At 62.9% G+C, this 18,334-nt stretch carries 10 protein-coding genes; 1 reads left to right on the forward strand and 9 read right to left on the reverse strand.

Annotated features, from left to right (window positions below; genetic code table 11):
- Window positions 1-47 precede the first annotated feature (47 nt).
- Window positions 48-1,274 (forward strand): FAD-dependent oxidoreductase, encoded by a 1,227-nt coding sequence (locus AC0L30_RS05705; protein ID WP_473403956.1) that lies wholly within the window; start codon window positions 48-50, stop codon window positions 1,272-1,274.
- On the opposite strand, the gene AC0L30_RS05710 is transcribed toward AC0L30_RS05705, so the two are convergent.
- The 9 genes from AC0L30_RS05710 to rplK all read right to left on the reverse strand — a co-directional run bounded on the left by AC0L30_RS05710 (window position 1,214) and on the right by rplK (window position 18,224).
- Window positions 1,214-3,223, reverse strand: coding sequence for an ABC transporter ATP-binding protein (locus AC0L30_RS05710; RefSeq protein WP_473403957.1), 2,010 nt, complete (start codon window positions 3,221-3,223; stop codon window positions 1,214-1,216). The two genes, AC0L30_RS05705 and AC0L30_RS05710, sit on opposite strands and share 61 nt — an antisense overlap.
- Before the next feature lie 132 nt (window positions 3,224-3,355).
- Window positions 3,356-5,416 carry an FAD-dependent oxidoreductase gene (locus tag AC0L30_RS05715; RefSeq protein WP_473403958.1) on the reverse strand — a complete coding sequence of 687 codons (2,061 nt, stop codon included), beginning with the start codon at window positions 5,414-5,416 and terminating at the stop codon, window positions 3,356-3,358.
- 191 nt (window positions 5,417-5,607) lie between these two features.
- Window positions 5,608-9,804 (reverse strand): DNA-directed RNA polymerase subunit beta', encoded by a 4,197-nt coding sequence (rpoC, locus tag AC0L30_RS05720; protein WP_007602997.1) that lies wholly within the window; start codon window positions 9,802-9,804, stop codon window positions 5,608-5,610.
- Between the two features lie 128 nt (window positions 9,805-9,932).
- A complete protein-coding gene (gene rpoB, locus AC0L30_RS05725; protein WP_007602996.1) occupies window positions 9,933-14,048 on the reverse strand; it encodes a DNA-directed RNA polymerase subunit beta in 4,116 nt (1,371 codons plus the stop codon).
- Window positions 14,049-14,530: 482 nt separating this feature from the next.
- On the reverse strand, window positions 14,531-14,908 hold the full coding sequence (rplL, locus tag AC0L30_RS05730; protein ID WP_007602994.1) for a 50S ribosomal protein L7/L12: 378 nt from the start codon (window positions 14,906-14,908) through the stop codon (window positions 14,531-14,533).
- A 54-nt stretch (window positions 14,909-14,962) separates the two neighbouring features.
- The gene (gene rplJ, locus AC0L30_RS05735) at window positions 14,963-15,481 is read right to left on the reverse strand and encodes a 50S ribosomal protein L10 (RefSeq protein WP_027567495.1); all 519 of its coding nucleotides are present in this window, start codon (window positions 15,479-15,481) and stop codon (window positions 14,963-14,965) included.
- A 577-nt stretch (window positions 15,482-16,058) separates the two neighbouring features.
- Window positions 16,059-17,006: a 2-hydroxyacid dehydrogenase gene (locus AC0L30_RS05740; protein ID WP_473403959.1), complete on the reverse strand. Its 948-nt coding sequence runs from the start codon at window positions 17,004-17,006 to the stop codon at window positions 16,059-16,061.
- A gap of 90 nt (window positions 17,007-17,096) precedes the next feature.
- The gene (gene rplA / locus AC0L30_RS05745; protein WP_007602988.1) at window positions 17,097-17,789 is read right to left on the reverse strand and encodes a 50S ribosomal protein L1; all 693 of its coding nucleotides are present in this window, start codon (window positions 17,787-17,789) and stop codon (window positions 17,097-17,099) included.
- A 6-nt stretch (window positions 17,790-17,795) separates the two neighbouring features.
- A complete protein-coding gene (gene rplK, locus AC0L30_RS05750) occupies window positions 17,796-18,224 on the reverse strand; it encodes a 50S ribosomal protein L11 (RefSeq protein WP_007602986.1) in 429 nt (142 codons plus the stop codon).
- Window positions 18,225-18,334 lie beyond the last annotated feature (110 nt).

Below are 18,334 nucleotides of genomic sequence, written 5' to 3' on the forward strand. Positions count from 1 at the left end.
TTTCCTGTTGGGGCGCCAATGTACCGCCTTGGGCAGGGATTGGCACCATGCGGTACACCGACATTGCCATTATCGGCGGGGGATTGTCCGGCTCGACCGCCGCCGCGATGCTCGGCCGTAGCGGCATTTCGACCATCCTGATCGATCCGCATGAGAGCTATTCTGCGGACTTTCGAGTCGAAAAACTCAGCGGCCACGTGCAGGTCGGGCGATTCTTGCAGACGGGAATCGCCGAATCGGTGCTGCGCCGCGCGACCTTTGTGGGTGAGAACTGGATCGCGCGCTTTGGCCGCCTTCTCGACAAGGCGCCAAGCCGGCAGTTCAACATCCTCTACGATTCCCTCGTCAACGCTGTCCGCGACGAAATTCCTGCCGGTGTCGAGCGCGTCTGCGCCAAGGCCGTCTCGGTCGAGACAAGTACGGAGCGGCAGAAGGTCACTCTGTCCAACGACGAGATGGTCTCCGCCCGACTGGTCGTGCTCGCCAACGGACTCAATGTCGGCCTGCGCCACCAGCTGGGAATCGCCCGAAAAGTCGTCAGTGCCTGCCATTCGATTTCGATCGGGTTCGACGTGGTGCCCGCGGGACGGGACTCGTTCGACTTCCCGGCGCTGACCTATTTCTCGGAACGGCCGAGCGACCGCATCCCCTATCTCACGCTTTTTCCGATCGGGACGCGGATGCGCGCCAATCTGTTCGTCTACCGCAGCTTCGACGATCCCTGGCTGGTTGAGCTGCGCCGCGCGCCCGCCGAGACGTTGAACGCCGCGCTGCCACGGCTCAAGCGCATCACCGGACGATTCGACATTCCCGGTGAGCTGAAAATCCGCCCGGTCGATCTCTATGTGAACGATGCCAGCGGCCAACCCGGCCTCGTGCTGGTGGGCGATGCCTTCTCGACCTCCTGCCCTGCCGCCGGCACCGGCTGCGACAAGGTCTTCACCGACGTCGAGCGGCTCTGCAACCTCTACATCCCGCAGTGGCTGGCCTCCGACGGCATGGACACAAGCAAGATCGCCACCTTCTACGCAGATCCGGTCAAGCGGGCGTGCGACGATTGGTCGGCGGCGAAGGCGTTCGACTTCCGCTCGGTCTCGATTGCGACGAGCCCCTATTGGACGGCGCAGCGCTGGGCACGCTTCATTGCCTGGTCGGTTCAGGGGCTATTGCGGCCGCTTGGAGGAGCCTTCGATCTGGAGCCGAACTTCCTCGGTCACTCCTCCTCATCGTCCTCGTCGAGGTCGTCTTCATCCTCGCTGTCCTCGTCGACGTGAGCCGGCGCGCCATGCGGTTGATGGATCTGGTCGTTCCACAGCTTGCGATAGGTGCCGTTCTTGGCGAGCAGCTCGGCATGCGAGCCGCGCTCGATCGCCCTGCCCCCTGAAATCACGATGATCTCGTCCATCTCGACCACCGAGGTCAGGCGGTGGGTCGACCAGATCATGGTGCGGCCCTTGGCAACCTTCAGCAGCGTGCGGTTGATTGCGGCTTCCGTAGTCTGGTCGAGCGCCGAAGTGGCTTCGTCCAGCAGCAGCACGGAAGGATTACGGATGACCGCCCGCGCGATCGCAATGCGCTGGCGCTGGCCGCCCGACAAGGTATCGCCGCGCTCGCCCACCGGCGTGTCATATCGCTGCGGCAGGCTCATGATGTAGCGGTGGATCTCGGCCTTCTTGGCCGCCTCCTCCACCTCCTCGTCGGTCGCGCCCTCCTTGCCGAGCCGTATGTTCTCCCGGATCGACATGTTGAACAGCATGTTCTCCTGGAACACCACCGCCATGCTCCGGCGCAGCGAATCCAGCGTCACCTTGCGGACGTCGACGCCGTCGATGGTGACCCGCCCCTCGTCCGGCACATAGAGCCGCAGGATCAGATTCAGCAGCGTGCTTTTGCCGGAGCCCGAGGGACCGACGACGGCAATGCGCTTGCCGACATTGAGCTTGAGGCTGAGATTGTCCAGCACCGGCGTCTGGCTGCCTTCGTACTGGAACGTCACGTGGTCGAAGGTGATGTCGTTGGTGATGCGGGGCAGATCGGGCGCGCCGGCACGATCGGCGCTGCGCGTGGGCTCGTCGAGCAGCTCCTGCATGTGACGAATCGCGGCTGCCGAGGAGATCGACACGGGGATGAAGTGCATCACATGGGCGATGTTGTAGGACACCTCCCAGAACGCGCTCTCGAAGGTGACGAAGGTGCCGATGGTGATCTGACCCTTTGTCGCCAGATATGCGCCGATCGCGAGCACGACGAGATGCAAGAGCAGCACCGAGATGGTGACCGTCCGCTCTACCATGGTCGACAGGAACGCCGCCGAGGCCATCCTGTTTCGCGTCTCGTCGTTGCGAAATTTGAAGAAGCCGAACATCCGGCGTTGCAGGCTGAACGCCTTGATCACGGCCTGCGCCGCCACGTTCTCCTGCACCATCCCGAGCAGCGCGGACTCATTGAGCTTCTGCTCGTAATTCGCCTGAACAGCCTTTGGCGTGAGCATACGGGGACCGATCAGCGTGATCGGGAACACCAGCAGCGCAACCGCCGCGAGCTGCCAGTTCAGGAACACCATGAGGATGATTCCCGCGATCAACTCCAGGAACGGCAATGCCGCGCTGTTGGCGAAGGTCTTGACCGAGCCCTCGAAGGCCGCGAGGTCAACGGAGAAGCGCGACAGGATCTCGCCGCGCTTGGTGCGGCCGAAATAGGCCGCCGGCAGGTCCTGGACGTGCTCGAACAGCCGTTTGCGGACGTCGGAGATGATGCACGCCGCGAGCCGCGCATCCCAGCGCTCGTACCAGACCGCGACGATCGAGGTGAAGATGCCCGCGACCGCGAGCACGCCGAGGATCTTGTACAGCGCCTGGAAATCCTCCTCGCCGAGCGCGTCGTCGATCAGGTACTTCAGGCTGAGCGGCATGATGACGTTGAATAGCGTCTCGACGAAGACGCCAAACGCCACGAAGGACAGCATCTGCTTGTAATTGACCAGGAAGGGTTTGACGAAGCCCAGGATAGTCGCGAGCGCGCCGGCGGCCTCGCGCGCGGTAAAGACGACGAGATCCTCGTCCTCATCGTCGTCATCGAGCTCCAGCCCGCCATCCTCCTCGTCTTCATCGTCCTCGTCGTCTTCGAGGTCCGGCTTGGCGATAGGGACGAGCTTATCGTCGAGCTCGGCCGCCTCTTCCGCGGCGAGCTTCTGTTTGTCGGGCGGGAGGGGCTTGGACGCCATGAAACCAACCGATGCTGACGGCCGGCATGACCGCAGAGAAAGAAGGAAATAGCGGAAACCGCTATTGCATCGATTCTATGCGATCAGGATGAATTCGGCAAAACAATTGGCGAAGGCGTCCGCTTCAGGCGGCTAGTCGTCTTCCTCGTCCTCGACCTTGTCGAAAAAGGAATAGCGCAACGAATCGGCGTCGGCGTACCACTGGCCCGGGCCCTTGTTGGCGGCGAGCGTCGTCTCCCAGAGCGCGTCGGTGCAGTCCTTGCGGTGCATCGACAGCTCGAAGCCGTTGCCGAAGAACAGTTCGGACCATTCCCACCAGGTGCCGAGCTTCTTGACGCCGCGCAGAAGGTCGTAGCGGTCGATCAGTGCCGGCGCCATGTCCGAGGTGATCGAGCCGAACACGAGCCCGGTCTTGACCACACGGTTCAGCTCCCTGATCGCACGGACCACCTGCTTCGGGGAAACATGGCAGAGGCTGGTCTCGAACACGAAGTCGAACGCACCGTCTTTGAACGGCATGGCGGTGATCGAACCGAGCTTGTTGTACTTCTTCAGCGCCTTCGGCGTTCTGGCGTGAATGGTGCGGTTGTTCTCGATGCCGAAGGCATCGATACCGCGGTCACGCAGCGCGCCGACAAGCTCGCCGCTGGCCGAGCCCGCGATCAAGAGCTTCGTGCCTTTGGTTTTGCCCCAGACGATGCCGATCAGTTTTGTGAGATAGTCGGGATCGGTGAAGTGTTGCCACACTTCGCTGTAAGGACCCTGGCCGCGATAATTGTCAAAATAATCGCGATCGATCTTGTCCGAGAGCGGCTTGTCGTCCTGCGAACGCTCGCGGCGCAGGCGCATCATCTCGGTCAAGATGATGTCAGTCGCCGCGTCCGAGGAATCGAGCAGGCCGTTCAGCGTCGAGTCGAACAGATAGTCGCCGACCACCACGATTCCGGGATGTTCCTTCGGCTCGGGGCGGTGATTGGTCATGACGTCGCGCACGGGCAAGCCGCCCGGAATCGCGTTCACTGACGACAACCAGCGGTGGATCTTGCCTTCCATGAAATGCGCGCGTGCATCGCCGAGCGATGCCGGCAGCGATTTCAGCGCGGCATCGATCAGCTCCTGGTCGGAGAGATTCGCGAACGCCAGCGCGTCGGAGCCCGGAATCAGCCAGTTCAGCACGCCGTGCTTGCCCACATCATGGCGCGCGCCCTCGTTATAGACGCAGCAACCGCCAAAGGCCTCCGACATGAACCAGGCGCCGGCGATCTTGTCGCCCCAGAACGGCGTGCCGAACAGAATCGAGACCCGCAAATAGTGCGCAGGACGGTCGAAGTACGAGACGTGCTTGACCATCGACTTGCGGAGCTGTTCGCCCTCCCAGCCGACGGTTCCGAGCCAGGAATGCGGCAGACAGACCAGCACAAGGTCGAAGTCGCGCGTCTCTGGCCCCTTGCCGTTCATCATCTTGAGTTGATAGCGACCGGTCGGCGCCTTGCCGACCGTGAGGATTCGGTGATTGAGCTGGATGTCGGCATTGACCTCCGACTGGAGGCACTCGATGAGCTGCTCGTTACCGTTCTGGATGGAATAGAGGCCGATATAGCCGTCGACATCCATCAGGTAGTTCTTGAGCGCGTTGAGACCGTTGGTGTTGTGGCTCTCGGTCGCGAGGTCCGAACGCGCCATCACCTTGAAGAATCGTTTTGCGGTCTCGTCCTCGACCTCCTCGTCGAGCACCTGTTCGGCGGTCTTGTAGGCCCAGGGATTCTCGTTGTCGTGCGCGCCGACGCCCTCGTAATACTCGATCGGCGTCATCGCCTCGGCGCAGCGCTTACGGAACGCCTCAATCGCAGCCGCGGTCTTGGCACCATATTTGCGACGCATGCCCGCGACGTCGTTGAGGAGCTCGCCGCCGAACTGCACCTGCTCGGCATCCATCGGAATGGTCTGCAAGCCGAAATGCTGGATCAACTCGCGCAACGGATCCGGCCCGGTCATCGAGTAGTCGTAGATCTCGGCAACGCCGGCCTCGTACATCGCGGGCGCGGAATCGAATTTGCGCGTGACGATCTTGCCGCCGAGCCGGTCGGATGCCTCGTAGATGGTGACGCGGCAGAGGTCGCCGAGCTTGCGCTTCAAATACCAAGCGCTCATCAGCCCACCGGGGCCGCCGCCTACGATTGCGAGATCAAGCATGAGAATTCCGTGGTCTCCGGCCCGCCCCTTTCACGGGACCACCGGTCTAAGCTCTCCTAGCAGAAGCGCTTTTGCGCCTGAAGGAAAGATGAACAAAGGTTGATCCTGCACCGCAAAAGGGAAACAAAGCAGCAAAAAGGCCGGCTTGCGCCGGCCTTTTCAGTGTCCTCGGTATTCCTACGGATGAATGATCATTCCGCAGGTGGCAGCGCCATCGGCTCCACTTCCGGCGCCGGCGGCACGACGGCCGCCTGCTTCTCGCGCTCGTCGAGGATCATCTTGTCGCGCTTCACCGCGACTTCGCGGATCTTCGCCATGGAGGCGCCGGTGCCTGCCGGAATCAGCCGACCGACGATGACGTTCTCCTTGAGGCCTTCGAGCGGATCGACCTTGCCGTTGACCGCCGCTTCCGTGAGGACGCGGGTGGTCTCCTGGAACGAGGCCGCCGAGAAGAAGGAGCGGGTCTGAAGGCTGGCCTTGGTGATGCCGAGCAGAACCGGCGTCCCCGTGGCGATCTTCTTGCCCTCTTCCTTGGCCTTCGCGTTGATCTGGTCGAACTCGATCTTGTCGATCTGCTCACCCGAGATCATGTCCGTGTCGCCCTGGTCGGTGACTTCCACCTTCTGGAGCATCTGCCGGACGATCACCTCGATGTGCTTGTCGTTGATGAGCACGCCCTGGAGCCGGTAGACCTCCTGGATCTCGTTGACCAGATAGGCCGCGAGTTCCTCGATGCCCTTGACCGCCAGAATGTCGTGCGGCGCCGGGTTGCCTTCCACGATGAAGTCGCCCTTTTCGACGACGTCGCCGTCCTGAAGGTGGATGTGCTTGCCCTTCGGGATCAGGTACTCGCGCGCCTCGTCGGTCTTGTCCATCGGCTCGATCGAGATGCGACGCTTGTTCTTGTAGTCGCGCCCAAACCGGATGGTGCCCGCGATTTCGGCGATGATCGCCGCATCCTTCGGACGCCGAGCCTCGAACAGTTCCGCCACCCGCGGCAGACCGCCGGTGATGTCGCGCGTCTTGGCGCTTTCGGTCGAGACACGGGCGAGAATGTCGCCCGCCTGGACCTTGGCTCCGACATCGACCGACAGAATGCCGTCGACCGACAGCATGTAGCGAGCATCGCCGCCACGGGCGAGCTTGAGCACCTTGCCGTCCTTGCCCTTGATCACGATGGCGGGACGCAGGTCCCCGCCGCCGCGCATCGAGCGCCAGTCGATGACCACGCGCTTGGCAATACCGGTGGCCTCGTCGAGCGTTTCCGAGATCGACTGTCCCTCGACCAGATCCTCGAAGCCGATGGTGCCTTCGACCTCGGTGAGGAGCGGACGGGTGTAGGGATCCCATTCGACGATACGCTGGCCGCGCTTGACCATGTCGCCCTCGTCGACGTGCAGGCGCGAACCGTACTGAATACGGTGCGTCGCACGCTCGGTGCCGTCGGCATCGACGATCGCGATCACCATGTTGCGAACCATCGCAACCAGGTGGCCGTCGCTGTTGCGGGCGATGGCCTTATTCCTGATCACGATCTTGCCGTCGAAGTTGGATTCGACGAAAGATTGCTCGTTCAGCTGCGCCGCACCGCCGATGTGGAAGGTACGCATGGTGAGCTGGGTGCCCGGCTCGCCGATCGACTGGGCCGCGATGACCCCGACCGCTTCGCCGTGGTTGACCGGCGTGCCGCGAGCGAGATCGCGGCCGTAGCACTTGCCGCAGATGCCGTTGACGAGCTCGCAGGTCAGCGCCGAGCGGATCTTCACCTCCTGGACGCCGCCCTGATGAATGGCATCCAGATGGCTCTCTTCCATCAGCGTACCGCGCTTGAAGATCACCTTGCCCGTGCTGTCACGCACGTCTTCGCAGGCCGTGCGTCCGAGGATGCGCGAGCCGAGCGAAGCGACCACGGTGCCGGCATCGACGATGGCGCGCATCTTGATGCCGAGCTTGGTGCCGCAATCGTCCTGCGTGATGATGCAATCCTGCGCGACGTCGACGAGACGACGGGTCAGGTAGCCGGAGTTCGCAGTCTTCAACGCGGTGTCCGCGAGGCCCTTGCGGGCGCCGTGGGTCGAGTTGAAGTACTCGAGCACCGAGAGGCCTTCCTTGAAGTTCGAGATGATCGGCGTCTCGATGATCTCGCCAGACGGCTTGGCCATCAGGCCGCGCATGCCGGCGAGCTGGCGCATCTGGGCCGGCGAACCGCGGGCACCGGAGTGAGCCATCATGTAGATCGAGTTGATGTCGGCATCCGCCCCGCTCGCCGTCTTCTTGGTCGAGGAAATCTCCTTCATCATCGCCTTGGCGATTTCTTCCGTGGCCTTCGACCAGGCGTCGACGACCTTGTTGTACTTCTCGCCATGGGTGATCAGACCGTCGTTGTACTGCTGCTCGAAATCCTTCGCCAGCGTACGTGTGGTGTCGACGATCTTCCACTTGGAGTGCGGCACGACCATGTCGTCCTTGCCGAACGAGATGCCGGCCTTGAACGCGTTGTAGAAGCCGAGCGCCATGATGCGGTCGCAGAAGATCACCGTCTCCTTCTGACCGCAGTGGCGGTAGACCTGGTCGATGACGCCGGAGATCTCGCGCTTGGTCATCAGCTTGTTGATGATCTCGTACGGAACGCGCGGGTTCTTCGGCAGCAAATTGCCCAGCATGACGCGGCCAGCGGTGGTCTCGATCCAGCGCTTGGAGATCTTGCCGGTCTCGTCGATGCCTTCCCACCGGTACTTGATCTTGGTGTGGAGGTGGATGACCTTCGCGTGCAGCGCGTGCTCGAGCTCCGCCATCTCGCCGAAGATCTTGCCCTCGCCGGGCAGGCCTTCGCGCATGATGGAGACGTAGTAGAGACCGAGCACGATGTCCTGCGACGGCACGATGATCGGCTGGCCGTTCGCCGGATGCAGGATGTTGTTGGTCGACATCATCAGGACGCGCGCTTCCAGCTGCGCTTCGAGCGACAGCGGGACGTGCACGGCCATCTGGTCGCCGTCGAAGTCGGCGTTGAACGCGGCGCAGACCAGCGGGTGGAGCTGGATCGCCTTGCCCTCGATCAGCACGGGCTCGAACGCCTGGATGCCGAGGCGATGCAGCGTCGGTGCGCGGTTGAGCAGCACGGGATGCTCGCGGATGACCTCGTCCAGGATGTCCCAGACCTCGGGCCGCTCCTTCTCGACCAGCTTCTTGGCCTGCTTCACGGTGGTGGACAGGCCCTTGGCGTCAAGCCGCGAGTAGATGAACGGCTTGAACAGCTCGAGCGCCATCTTCTTCGGCAGGCCGCACTGATGCAGGCGCAGCTCGGGACCGACCACGATCACCGAACGGCCCGAATAGTCGACGCGCTTGCCGAGCAGGTTCTGACGGAACCGGCCCTGCTTGCCCTTGAGCATGTCGGCGAGCGACTTCAGCGGACGCTTGTTGGCGCCGGTGATGACGCGGCCGCGGCGGCCGTTGTCGAACAGCGCGTCGACGGCCTCCTGAAGCATGCGCTTCTCGTTGCGGATGATGATGTCCGGCGCGCGCAGCTCCATCAGCCGCTTCAAGCGGTTGTTGCGGTTGATGACGCGGCGGTACAGGTCGTTGAGGTCCGAGGTCGCGAAGCGGCCGCCATCCAGCGGCACCAGCGGACGCAGGTCCGGCGGAATCACCGGGACCACGGTCATGATCATCCATTCCGGCTTGTTGCCGGAGTGGCGGAACGCTTCCACGATCTTCAGGCGCTTGGCGAGCTTCTTGTGCTTGATGTCGGAGTCGGTCTCCTGCATCTCTGCGCGCAAGGTCAGCTCGAGCTTCTCGAGATCCATGCCCTTGAGCAGCTCGCGGATCGCTTCCGCGCCGATCATGGCGGTGAAGGAATCCTGGCCGTATTCGTCCTGCGCCTTCAGATACTCGTCTTCGGACAAGAGCTGACGGTCCTTCAGCGCGGTGAGGCCCGGCTCGAGCACCACGTAATATTCGAAATAGAGGATCCGCTCGAGATCCTTCAACGTCATGTCGAGCAGGAGGCCGATGCGCGAGGGCAGCGACTTCAGGAACCAGATGTGGGCGACGGGGGCTGCGAGCTCGATATGGCCCATGCGCTCGCGCCGGACGCGCGACAGCGTGACCTCGACCGAGCACTTCTCGCAGATGATGCCCTTGTACTTCATGCGCTTGTACTTGCCGCACAAGCACTCGTAGTCCTTGATGGGCCCAAAGATGCGGGCGCAGAACAGGCCATCGCGCTCGGGCTTGAAGGTACGGTAGTTGATGGTTTCCGGCTTCTTGATCTCGCCGTACGACCAGGACAGAATCTTCTCGGGGCTCGCGATCGAGATCCGGATCTGGTCGAAGACCTGAGCCGGCGTCGTCGGATTAAAGAGATTCATAATTTCTTGGTTCATCGTCTTCTCCTCGCGTGCCGGTCGCCTCCGGCAGCAAATTCGAAAATCACTATGCGGGGCGCCCTGCCCTCGCGACTCCAGGACTGGGCACCGATGCCCGGCCGTTCAGGCCGGGCATGAGGGTCGTCTTACTCGGCCGCTTCCGCCGTCCCCGGTCCGACCTTGGAATTGTGCAGGTCGACGTTGAGGCCGAGCGAGCGCATTTCCTTGACCAGCACGTTGAACGATTCCGGAATACCGGCCTCGAAGGTGTCGTCGCCACGCACGATCGCCTCGTACACCTTGGTACGGCCGGCGACGTCGTCCGACTTCACGGTCAGCATCTCCTGGAGCGTGTACGCCGCGCCGTAAGCCTCGAGCGCCCACACTTCCATTTCGCCGAAGCGCTGGCCGCCGAACTGCGCCTTGCCGCCCAGCGGCTGCTGGGTAACGAGCGAGTACGGACCGATCGAACGCGCGTGGATCTTGTCGTCGACGAGATGGTGCAGCTTGAGCATGTAGATGTAGCCCACCGTCACCTTGCGGTCGAAGGCATCGCCGGTGCGGCCGTCATAGACGGTCGACTGGCCCGAAGCGTCGAGACCGGCAAGCTTCAGCATCTCCTCGATGTCGGCTTCCTTGGCGCCGTCGAACACCGGCGTCGCGATCGGAACGCCGCGGCTCAGATTGTGGCCGAGCTCGATCAACTCGTTGTCGTTGAGCGACTTGATCGTCTCGTCCTCGCCGTAGACCTTCTTCAAGGTTTCCTTCAGCGGCCTGATGTCCTGCTTCGACAAATAGGCATCGACCGTCTGGCCGATACGCTTGCCGAGGCCGGCACATGCCCAGCCGAGATGGGTCTCGAGGATCTGTCCGACGTTCATGCGCGAGGGCACGCCGAGCGGATTGAGCACGATGTCGGCATGCGTACCGTCTTCGAGGAACGGCATGTCCTCGATCGGCACGATCTTCGACACCACGCCCTTGTTGCCGTGGCGGCCGGCCATCTTGTCGCCGGGCTGGATCTTGCGCTTCACCGCGACGAAGACCTTGACCATCTTCATCACACCGGGCGGCAATTCGTCACCGCGCTGAAGCTTTTCGACCTTGTCGAGGAAGCGCTGTTCAAGCCCCTTCTTCGACTCGTCGTACTGCTTCCGCATGGCCTCGATCTCGGCCATCAGCTTGTCGTTCGGCGAAGCGAACAGCCACCACTGCGACTTCGGGTACTCCTCGAGCACCGCACGGGTGATCTTGGTGTCCTTCTTGAAGCCCTTCGGACCGGCGATGCCCTGCCGTCCTTCGAGCAGCTCAGCAAGGCGGTTGTAGACGTTGCGGTCCAGGATCGCCTGCTCGTCGTCGCGGTCCTTGGCCAGACGCTCGATCTCTTCCCGCTCGATCGCCAGCGCACGCTCGTCCTTGTCGACGCCGTGCCGGTTGAACACGCGCACTTCGACGATGGTGCCCTGCACGCCCGGAGGAACGCGCAGCGAGGTGTCGCGGACGTCGGAAGCCTTTTCGCCGAAGATGGCGCGCAGGAGCTTTTCCTCCGGCGTCATCGGGCTTTCGCCCTTCGGCGTGATCTTGCCGACCAGGATGTCGCCGGCGCGCACTTCCGCGCCGATGTACACGATGCCGGCTTCGTCGAGGTTCTTCAGCGCTTCTTCCGAGACGTTCGGAATGTCGCGGGTGATTTCCTCGGGTCCGAGCTTGGTGTCGCGGGCCATCACCTCGAATTCTTCGATATGAATTGAGGTAAACACGTCTTCCTTCACGATCCGCTCGGAGAGCAGGATCGAGTCCTCGAAGTTGTAGCCGTTCCACGGCATGAACGCGACGAGCACGTTCCGGCCGAGCGCGAGCTCGCCGAGATCGGTCGACGGACCGTCGGCGATGATGTCGCCCTTCTTGACGATGTCGCCGACCTTCACCAGCGGACGCTGGTTGATGCAGGTCGACTGGTTGGAGCGCTGGTACTTCATCAGCCGGTAGATATCGACGCCCGACTTGGTCGGATCGAGATCTTCGGTGGCGCGGATCACGACGCGGGTTGCGTCGATCTGGTCGATCACGCCCGAACGGCGCGCCGCGATCGCAGCACCCGAGTCACGCGCAACCACGCCTTCCATGCCGGTGCCGACGAACGGCGCTTCGGCGCGAACCAGCGGCACCGCCTGGCGCTGCATGTTCGAGCCCATCAGCGCGCGGTTGGCGTCGTCGTTCTCGAGGAACGGGATCAGCGCGGCCGCGACCGAAACGAGCTGCTTCGGCGACACGTCCATGTAGTCGACCTTGTCCGGGGTCACCGGCAAGACTTCGCCGGCGTGACGGCAGACCACGAGATCTTCGGTGAAGCGGCCCTTCGGGTCGAGCGGCACGTTGGCCTGCGCGACCGTGTAGCGGCCCTCTTCCATCGCCGAGAGGTACACGACCTCGTCGGTGACGCGGCCGTCCTTGACCTTGCGGTAAGGCGTCTCGACGAAGCCGTACTTGTTCACGCGCGCGAAGGTCGCGAGCGAGTTGATCAGGCCGATGTTCGGGCCTTCCGGCGTCTCGATCGGGCAGATGCGGCCGTAATGCGTCGGATGCACGTCGCGCACCTCGAAGCCGGCGCGCTCGCGGGTCAGACCGCCCGGTCCAAGTGCCGACAGGCGGCGCTTGTGGGTGATCTCCGACAGCGGGTTGGTCTGGTCCATGAACTGCGAGAGCTGCGAGGAGCCGAAGAACTCGCGCACGGCGGCGGCCGCCGGCTTGGCGTTGATCAGGTCCTGCGGCATGACCGTGTCGATGTCGACCGAAGACATGCGCTCCTTGATCGCGCGCTCCATGCGGAGCAAGCCGATGCGGTACTGGTTCTCCATGAGCTCGCCGACCGAACGCACGCGGCGGTTGCCGAGATGGTCGATGTCGTCGATCTCGCCCTTGCCGTCGCGCAAATCCACCAGCGTCTTGATGACGGAGAGGATGTCTTCCTTGCGCAGCGTGCGCTGGGTGTCGGGCGCATCGAGGTCGAGGCGCATGTTCATCTTGACGCGGCCGACCGCCGAGAGGTCGTAGCGCTCGGCGTCGAAGAACAGCGACTGGAACATCGCCTGCGCCGAATCCAGCGTCGGCGGCTCGCCCGGACGCATCACGCGGTAGATGTCGAACAGCGCGTCCTCACGCGTCATGTTCTTGTCGGCCGAGAGCGTGTTGCGGATGTAGGCGCCGACATTGACATGGTCGATGTCGAGCAGCGGCAGCTCCTTGTAGCCCTGCTCGTTGAGAGCCTTCATCGACTTGTCGGTGATCTCTTCACCGGCTTCCGCGTGGATCTCGCCGGTCTTGGGATTGACGAGGTCCTCGGCGATGTAGTTGCCGACGAGCTCCGCATCCGACAGACGCAGCGCCTTCAGGCCCTTCTCCTGCATCTGACGCGCACCGCGCACGGTGAGCTTCTTGCCGGCTTCGAGCACAACCTTGCCGGTATCGGCGTCGATCAGGTCGTTGATGGTCGAGTAGCCGCGGAAACGATTGGCGTCGAACGGAACGCGCCAGCCTTCCTTGATCCGCTTGTACTGGATCTTCTTGTAGAAGGTGCTGAGGATCGCCTCGCCGTCGAGACCGAGCGCGAACATCAGCGACGTCACCGGAAGCTTGCGGCGACGGTCGATACGCGCATAGACGATGTCCTTGGCGTCGAACTCGATGTCGAGCCAGGAGCCGCGATACGGGATCACGCGGGCGGCGAACAGCAGCTTGCCCGACGAATGGGTCTTGCCCTTGTCGTGATCGAAGAACACGCCCGGCGAACGGTGCATCTGCGAGACGATGACGCGCTCGGTGCCGTTGACGATGAAGGTGCCGTTCATCGTCATGAGCGGGATATCGCCCATATAGACGTCCTGCTCCTTGATGTCCTTGACCGACTTCGCGCCGGTTTCCTCGTCGATATCGAACACGATGAGGCGCAGCGTCACCTTGAGGGGGGCCGCGAAGGTCATGCCGCGCTGGCGGCACTCGTCGACGTCGTATTTCGGCGGCTCGAACTCGTAGCGGACGAATTCCAGCATCGAGGTGCCCGAGAAGTCGGAGATCGGGAACACCGAGCGGAACACCGCCTGCAAGCCCTCGTCCGACCGCCCGCCCTGGGGCTCGTCGACCATCAGGAACTGGTCATAGGACGCCTTCTGAACCTCGATGAGGTTCGGCATCTCGGCCACTTCCTTGATGTGTCCGAAGAACTTGCGAACGCGTTTGCGACCGGTGAATGTCTGCTGCGCCATCGTGGCCTCTCATTTTCGTCGCCCGATTTGGGCGCGCCCTCCGGAACGCGGCGACCGCCGCTCCCCGGGTTGAATTTTTCGAACCCGTCTTCGGGGCCGGAGACTCAGTTTCAGGCAGGAATGTCCTGAATCTGTTCTTCAGACCTTCAAAACGCAAAACGACGCGCGGGGCGCAGGAGCGCGCCCGCCCGTCACAACCAACCTCTTCACGGACTGCAAAAGCCCGAAATAGCTTGCTCTCCCAACGGCTTACAGGGAATGCGGCATCCCTGCCCACCGCGCTTTCGTGCTGCCGACCCGATATGGGGCGACATTAGTGCAGATTCGAGGGACAAACCCTCAAATCCCCACACTTTTTCGTGTTCGGCCTGCGTCCGGTCGTTCCGTCGCACGCCTTTTGCATCTGGCCCACCCTTTCAGGGAGTGGACCGAGATCCCGGTTGCGATGATGCTGACCGGGATCTCGTGCCAGTAAGCGCTGCTTACTTGAGCTCGACCTTCGCGCCAGCCTTCTCGAGCTGGGCCTTGAGCTTCTCGGCTTCGTCCTTGTTCACGCCTTCCTTGACAGGCTTCGGCGCGCCCTCGACGAGGTCCTTTGCTTCCTTCAGGCCCAGGCCGGTGATGGCGCGGACTTCCTTGATGACCTCGATCTTCTTGTCGCCGGCGGCGGCAAGAACGACCGTGAACTCGGTCTTCTCTTCGGCCGGAGCGGCGGCGGCGCCACCACCAGCTGGGCCAGCCACGGCGACAGCCGCGGCAGCCGAAACGCCCCACTTCTCTTCGAGGAGCTTCGCGAGTTCGGCAGCTTCGAGCACGGTGAGGCTCGAGAGGTCGTCAACGATCTTCTGCAGGTCAGCCATTGTTCAGTTTCCTTGAATGTAAGTCTGGTTCGGGTTTGAGTTTTGCGAAGGGCGTCAGGCCGCTTCGCCCTTTGAGGCATAAGCCTGGATGACGCGCGCGAGCTTGCCCGCGGGCGCGTTGGCGAGCTGAGCGATCTTGGTCGCCGGGGCCACAAGCAGGCCGACGATCTTGGCGCGCAGTTCGTCAAGCGACGGCAGCGAGGCAAGAGCCTTCACGCCGTCGACATTCAGGACGGTCGTTCCCATCGAACCGCCAATGATGACGAACTTTTCGTTCGCCTTGGCGAATTCGACGGCGACCTTTGGCGCCGCTACCGGATCGTCCGAGGTGGCGATCACGGTCGGTCCCTTCAGCATGGGGCCGATGGCAACGACGTCAGTGCCTTCAAGAGCAATTTTGGCGAGACGGTTCTTCGAGACCTTCACCGAGGCGCCAGCCTGCTTCATCTGCGAGCGCAGCTTCTGCATCTGGGCAACGGTCAGGCCGGAATATTGGGCAACGACCGCGACGCTCGTGGTCTTGAAGACCCCATTGAGCTGTTCGACCGCTTCCTTTTTTGCCGCTCGTTCCACAGCAAGCTCTTTCCGGTTGGCGGTCATCGCGAAAGCGGGACCGCCGGGTTGCACCCATCGTCCCGCCCAAACCTGAACCTCAGGGCCAAACCCATCGGACACGCCGGGCAAGACGACAATTCAAAGCCTGCCCTCCGGGAGCTCGCTGGAGCCCACGGCGTGTCGAGGTCCGAACCAAACCCATTCCGCAACCGACCCTAAGGTGGCCACGACGTGAAATCCGGTCTTCACCCGTCTATGCAGGCCATGCGATTAAGCCGTTGAGAAATCGAAATTCCCCGCGGGCGCCTGCAGTCTTGGACAGGACAAGGTCAGCCGGCGAACCGCCCGACCTCTGCCCGCATCCCACACCCGACGGGTTTCCCTCCTTTTCCGGCAAATCCTCGCGGACGCCCTGAAAAGGAATGATCTCCATCGCTTGTTTTCGGAATGCGTGCACGAACGCGCCAGCCGAGGCCGGCACGTCCGGAAGCGGTTCTTTAACCGCTCGGGGCCTGCTTGCCAAGAGCAAAATTCACACCAGTTCCAATCCGTTGCCGCAGGCGCTTGACCCGGGCCGACAAGGGCCGATTCAGGCTCATTTGACCCCGTAAGGCAGTGGCTTGCCCTCGAAAAACGCGGACAGGTTCGCCAGCACGCAGTTCTGCATGGCGACGTGCGATTCCAGGGTGTGGCCGCCGATATGGGGGGCGAACACGACGTTGGGCAGCGCCGTCAGCGCGTCCGGGGCGTGCGGTTCCTTGTCGTACACGTCGAGACCCGCGCCGGCGATCGTCCTCTCGGTGAGCGCCACCACCAGGGCTTTCTCGTCGATCACCGAGCCGCGGGAGATGTTGACGACATAGCCGTCCGCCCCGAGTCGCTTGAGGATGTCGGCGCTGACGGCATGCTGGGTCTCGGCTCCTGCCCGGACCGCAATCATCAGCACGCTGCACCAGTCGGCCAGCGCCTCTAGCGTCGGGAAATATTGATAGGGCAGCTCGTATTTGCTGCGGCTGAAATAGCCGATTTCGCTCTCGAAGGATGCGCAGCGCGCTGCGATCTTGCGGCCGATCTCGCCCATGCCGTAGACGCCGATGCGGCGGCCCGGCATCCCGGCCTGCGGGCGCATCATCGGCGAGGGCTTTGACGCCGCCCAATTGCCGCTGCGGACGTACTGGTCGGCAACCAGGATTCGCCGCGTCGTCGCGAGCATCAGGGTCATCGCGATGTCGGCGACCGAGGCCGCATTGGCACCCGGGCTATGTCCGACCGCGACGTTGCGGGCAGCAGCGGCCTTCAGGTCAACACCGTCATAGCCAGTGCCGTAGCAGACGATGGCGCCGAGCTTCGGAAACAGGTCCATCGCCTCCGCGCCCAGCGGCGTGCCGCCGGCGGTGAGCACCGCGCGGATGCCGCCGAGCTCATCGGCCGAAAACATCTCCCGCGCCGGCTTGCCGCCGGTGTCGAGCAGCTCGAACCGCTCGGCGAAGCGCGCCATCATCGTCTTGGGAAAGCGCGAGTAGATCAGGACCTTGTCAGTCATTGTTCTTGTTTCCGGTGAACGCCGTCACAAACGACGAGGGGCGGAATCGGTTGCCCAATTCCGCCCCTCGCCTCATGTCGTTTCCAAATCTTAGCCGAGAATGGTGCCCGGCTCGACCTTCACGCCGGGGCCCATCGACGAGGACACCGCAACGCGCTGGATGTAGGTACCCTTGGAACCGGCCGGCTTGGCCTTGGAGACAGCGTCAGCGAGAGCCTTGATGTTCTCGACCAGTTTTTCCTCGGTGAACGAGGCCTTGCCGACGCCAGCCTGCAGGATGCCGGCCTTTTCCACGCGGAACTCGACCGAGCCGCCCTTGGCGCCCTTCACGGCGCCGGTGACGTCCATGGTCACGGTGCCGATCTTCGGATTCGGCATCAGGCCGCGCGGGCCGAGCACCTTACCGAGACGGCCAACCAGCGGCATCATGTCGGGGGTTGCGATACAGCGGTCGAAATCGATCGTACCGTTCTGCACCTTCTCGACCAGGTCCTCGGCGCCGACGACATCGGCACCCGCAGCCTTGGCTTCGTCGGCCTTGGCGCCGCGGGCGAACACGCCGACGCGGAGCGTACGGCCGGTGCCGTTCGGCAGGGTCACGACACCGCGGACCATCTGGTCGGCGTGACGCGGATCGACGCCGAGATTGATCGCGACCTCGATGGTCTCGTCGAACTTCGCTTTCGCGCGTTCCTTGACCATCTTGATGGCGTCCGCGAGCGGGTAAAGCTTTTCGCGATCAATACCTTCGCGGGCTTTGTTCAAACGCTTTCCGATTGCCATGAGCCCTTACCCCGCCACTTCCAGACCCATCGAACGGGCAGAGCCCTCGACCATCTTCATGGCCGACTCGATCGAGTCGCAATTGAGATCCTTCATCTTCTTCTCGGCGATTTCGCGCACCTGCGCTTTGGTCACCGCACCCGCCTTGTCACGGCCCGGCGCCTTGGAGCCGGACTGGATCTTGGCAGCCTGCTTCAGGAAGAAGGACATCGGCGGCGTCTTCATCTCGAACGTGAACGAACGATCGGCGTAGATCGTGATCACGACGGGAATGGGGGTATTCTTCTCTTCCTTCTGGGTCTGGGCGTTGAACGCCTTGCAGAACTCCATGATGTTGAGACCGCGCTGACCGAGCGCGGGACCGATCGGGGGCGAAGGATTCGCCGCACCGGCCGGGACCTGAAGCTTCAGGTATCCGGTCACTTTCTTTGCCATGTATCACTCCTGTTGGGCCGGCCTCGGCCGGCGGTTTCAGGTTCGTGGTCTGGGTCGGATGCGGCTGGCAACCGCCCTCTCCCTCCCACGGCCTCTTGTTGCGCGAGACC

It is taken from the genome of Bradyrhizobium sp. MI1.11, from assembly GCF_055811255.1.

Coding starts and splice junctions, on each gene's coding strand:
- AC0L30_RS05705 (WP_473403956.1), top strand. CDS start 48: ATGCGGTACACCGACATTGCCATTATCGGCGGGGGATTGTCCGGCTCG.
- AC0L30_RS05710 (WP_473403957.1), bottom strand. CDS start 3,223: ATGGCGTCCAAGCCCCTCCCGCCCGACAAACAGAAGCTCGCCGCGGAA.
- AC0L30_RS05715 (WP_473403958.1), bottom strand. CDS start 5,416: ATGCTTGATCTCGCAATCGTAGGCGGCGGCCCCGGTGGGCTGATGAGC.
- rpoC (WP_007602997.1), bottom strand. CDS start 9,804: ATGAACCAAGAAATTATGAATCTCTTTAATCCGACGACGCCGGCTCAG.
- rpoB (WP_007602996.1), bottom strand. CDS start 14,048: ATGGCGCAGCAGACATTCACCGGTCGCAAACGCGTTCGCAAGTTCTTC.
- rplL (WP_007602994.1), bottom strand. CDS start 14,908: ATGGCTGACCTGCAGAAGATCGTTGACGACCTCTCGAGCCTCACCGTG.
- AC0L30_RS05740 (WP_473403959.1), bottom strand. CDS start 17,006: ATGACTGACAAGGTCCTGATCTACTCGCGCTTTCCCAAGACGATGATG.
- rplA (WP_007602988.1), bottom strand. CDS start 17,789: ATGGCAATCGGAAAGCGTTTGAACAAAGCCCGCGAAGGTATTGATCGC.
- rplK (WP_007602986.1), bottom strand. CDS start 18,224: ATGGCAAAGAAAGTGACCGGATACCTGAAGCTTCAGGTCCCGGCCGGT.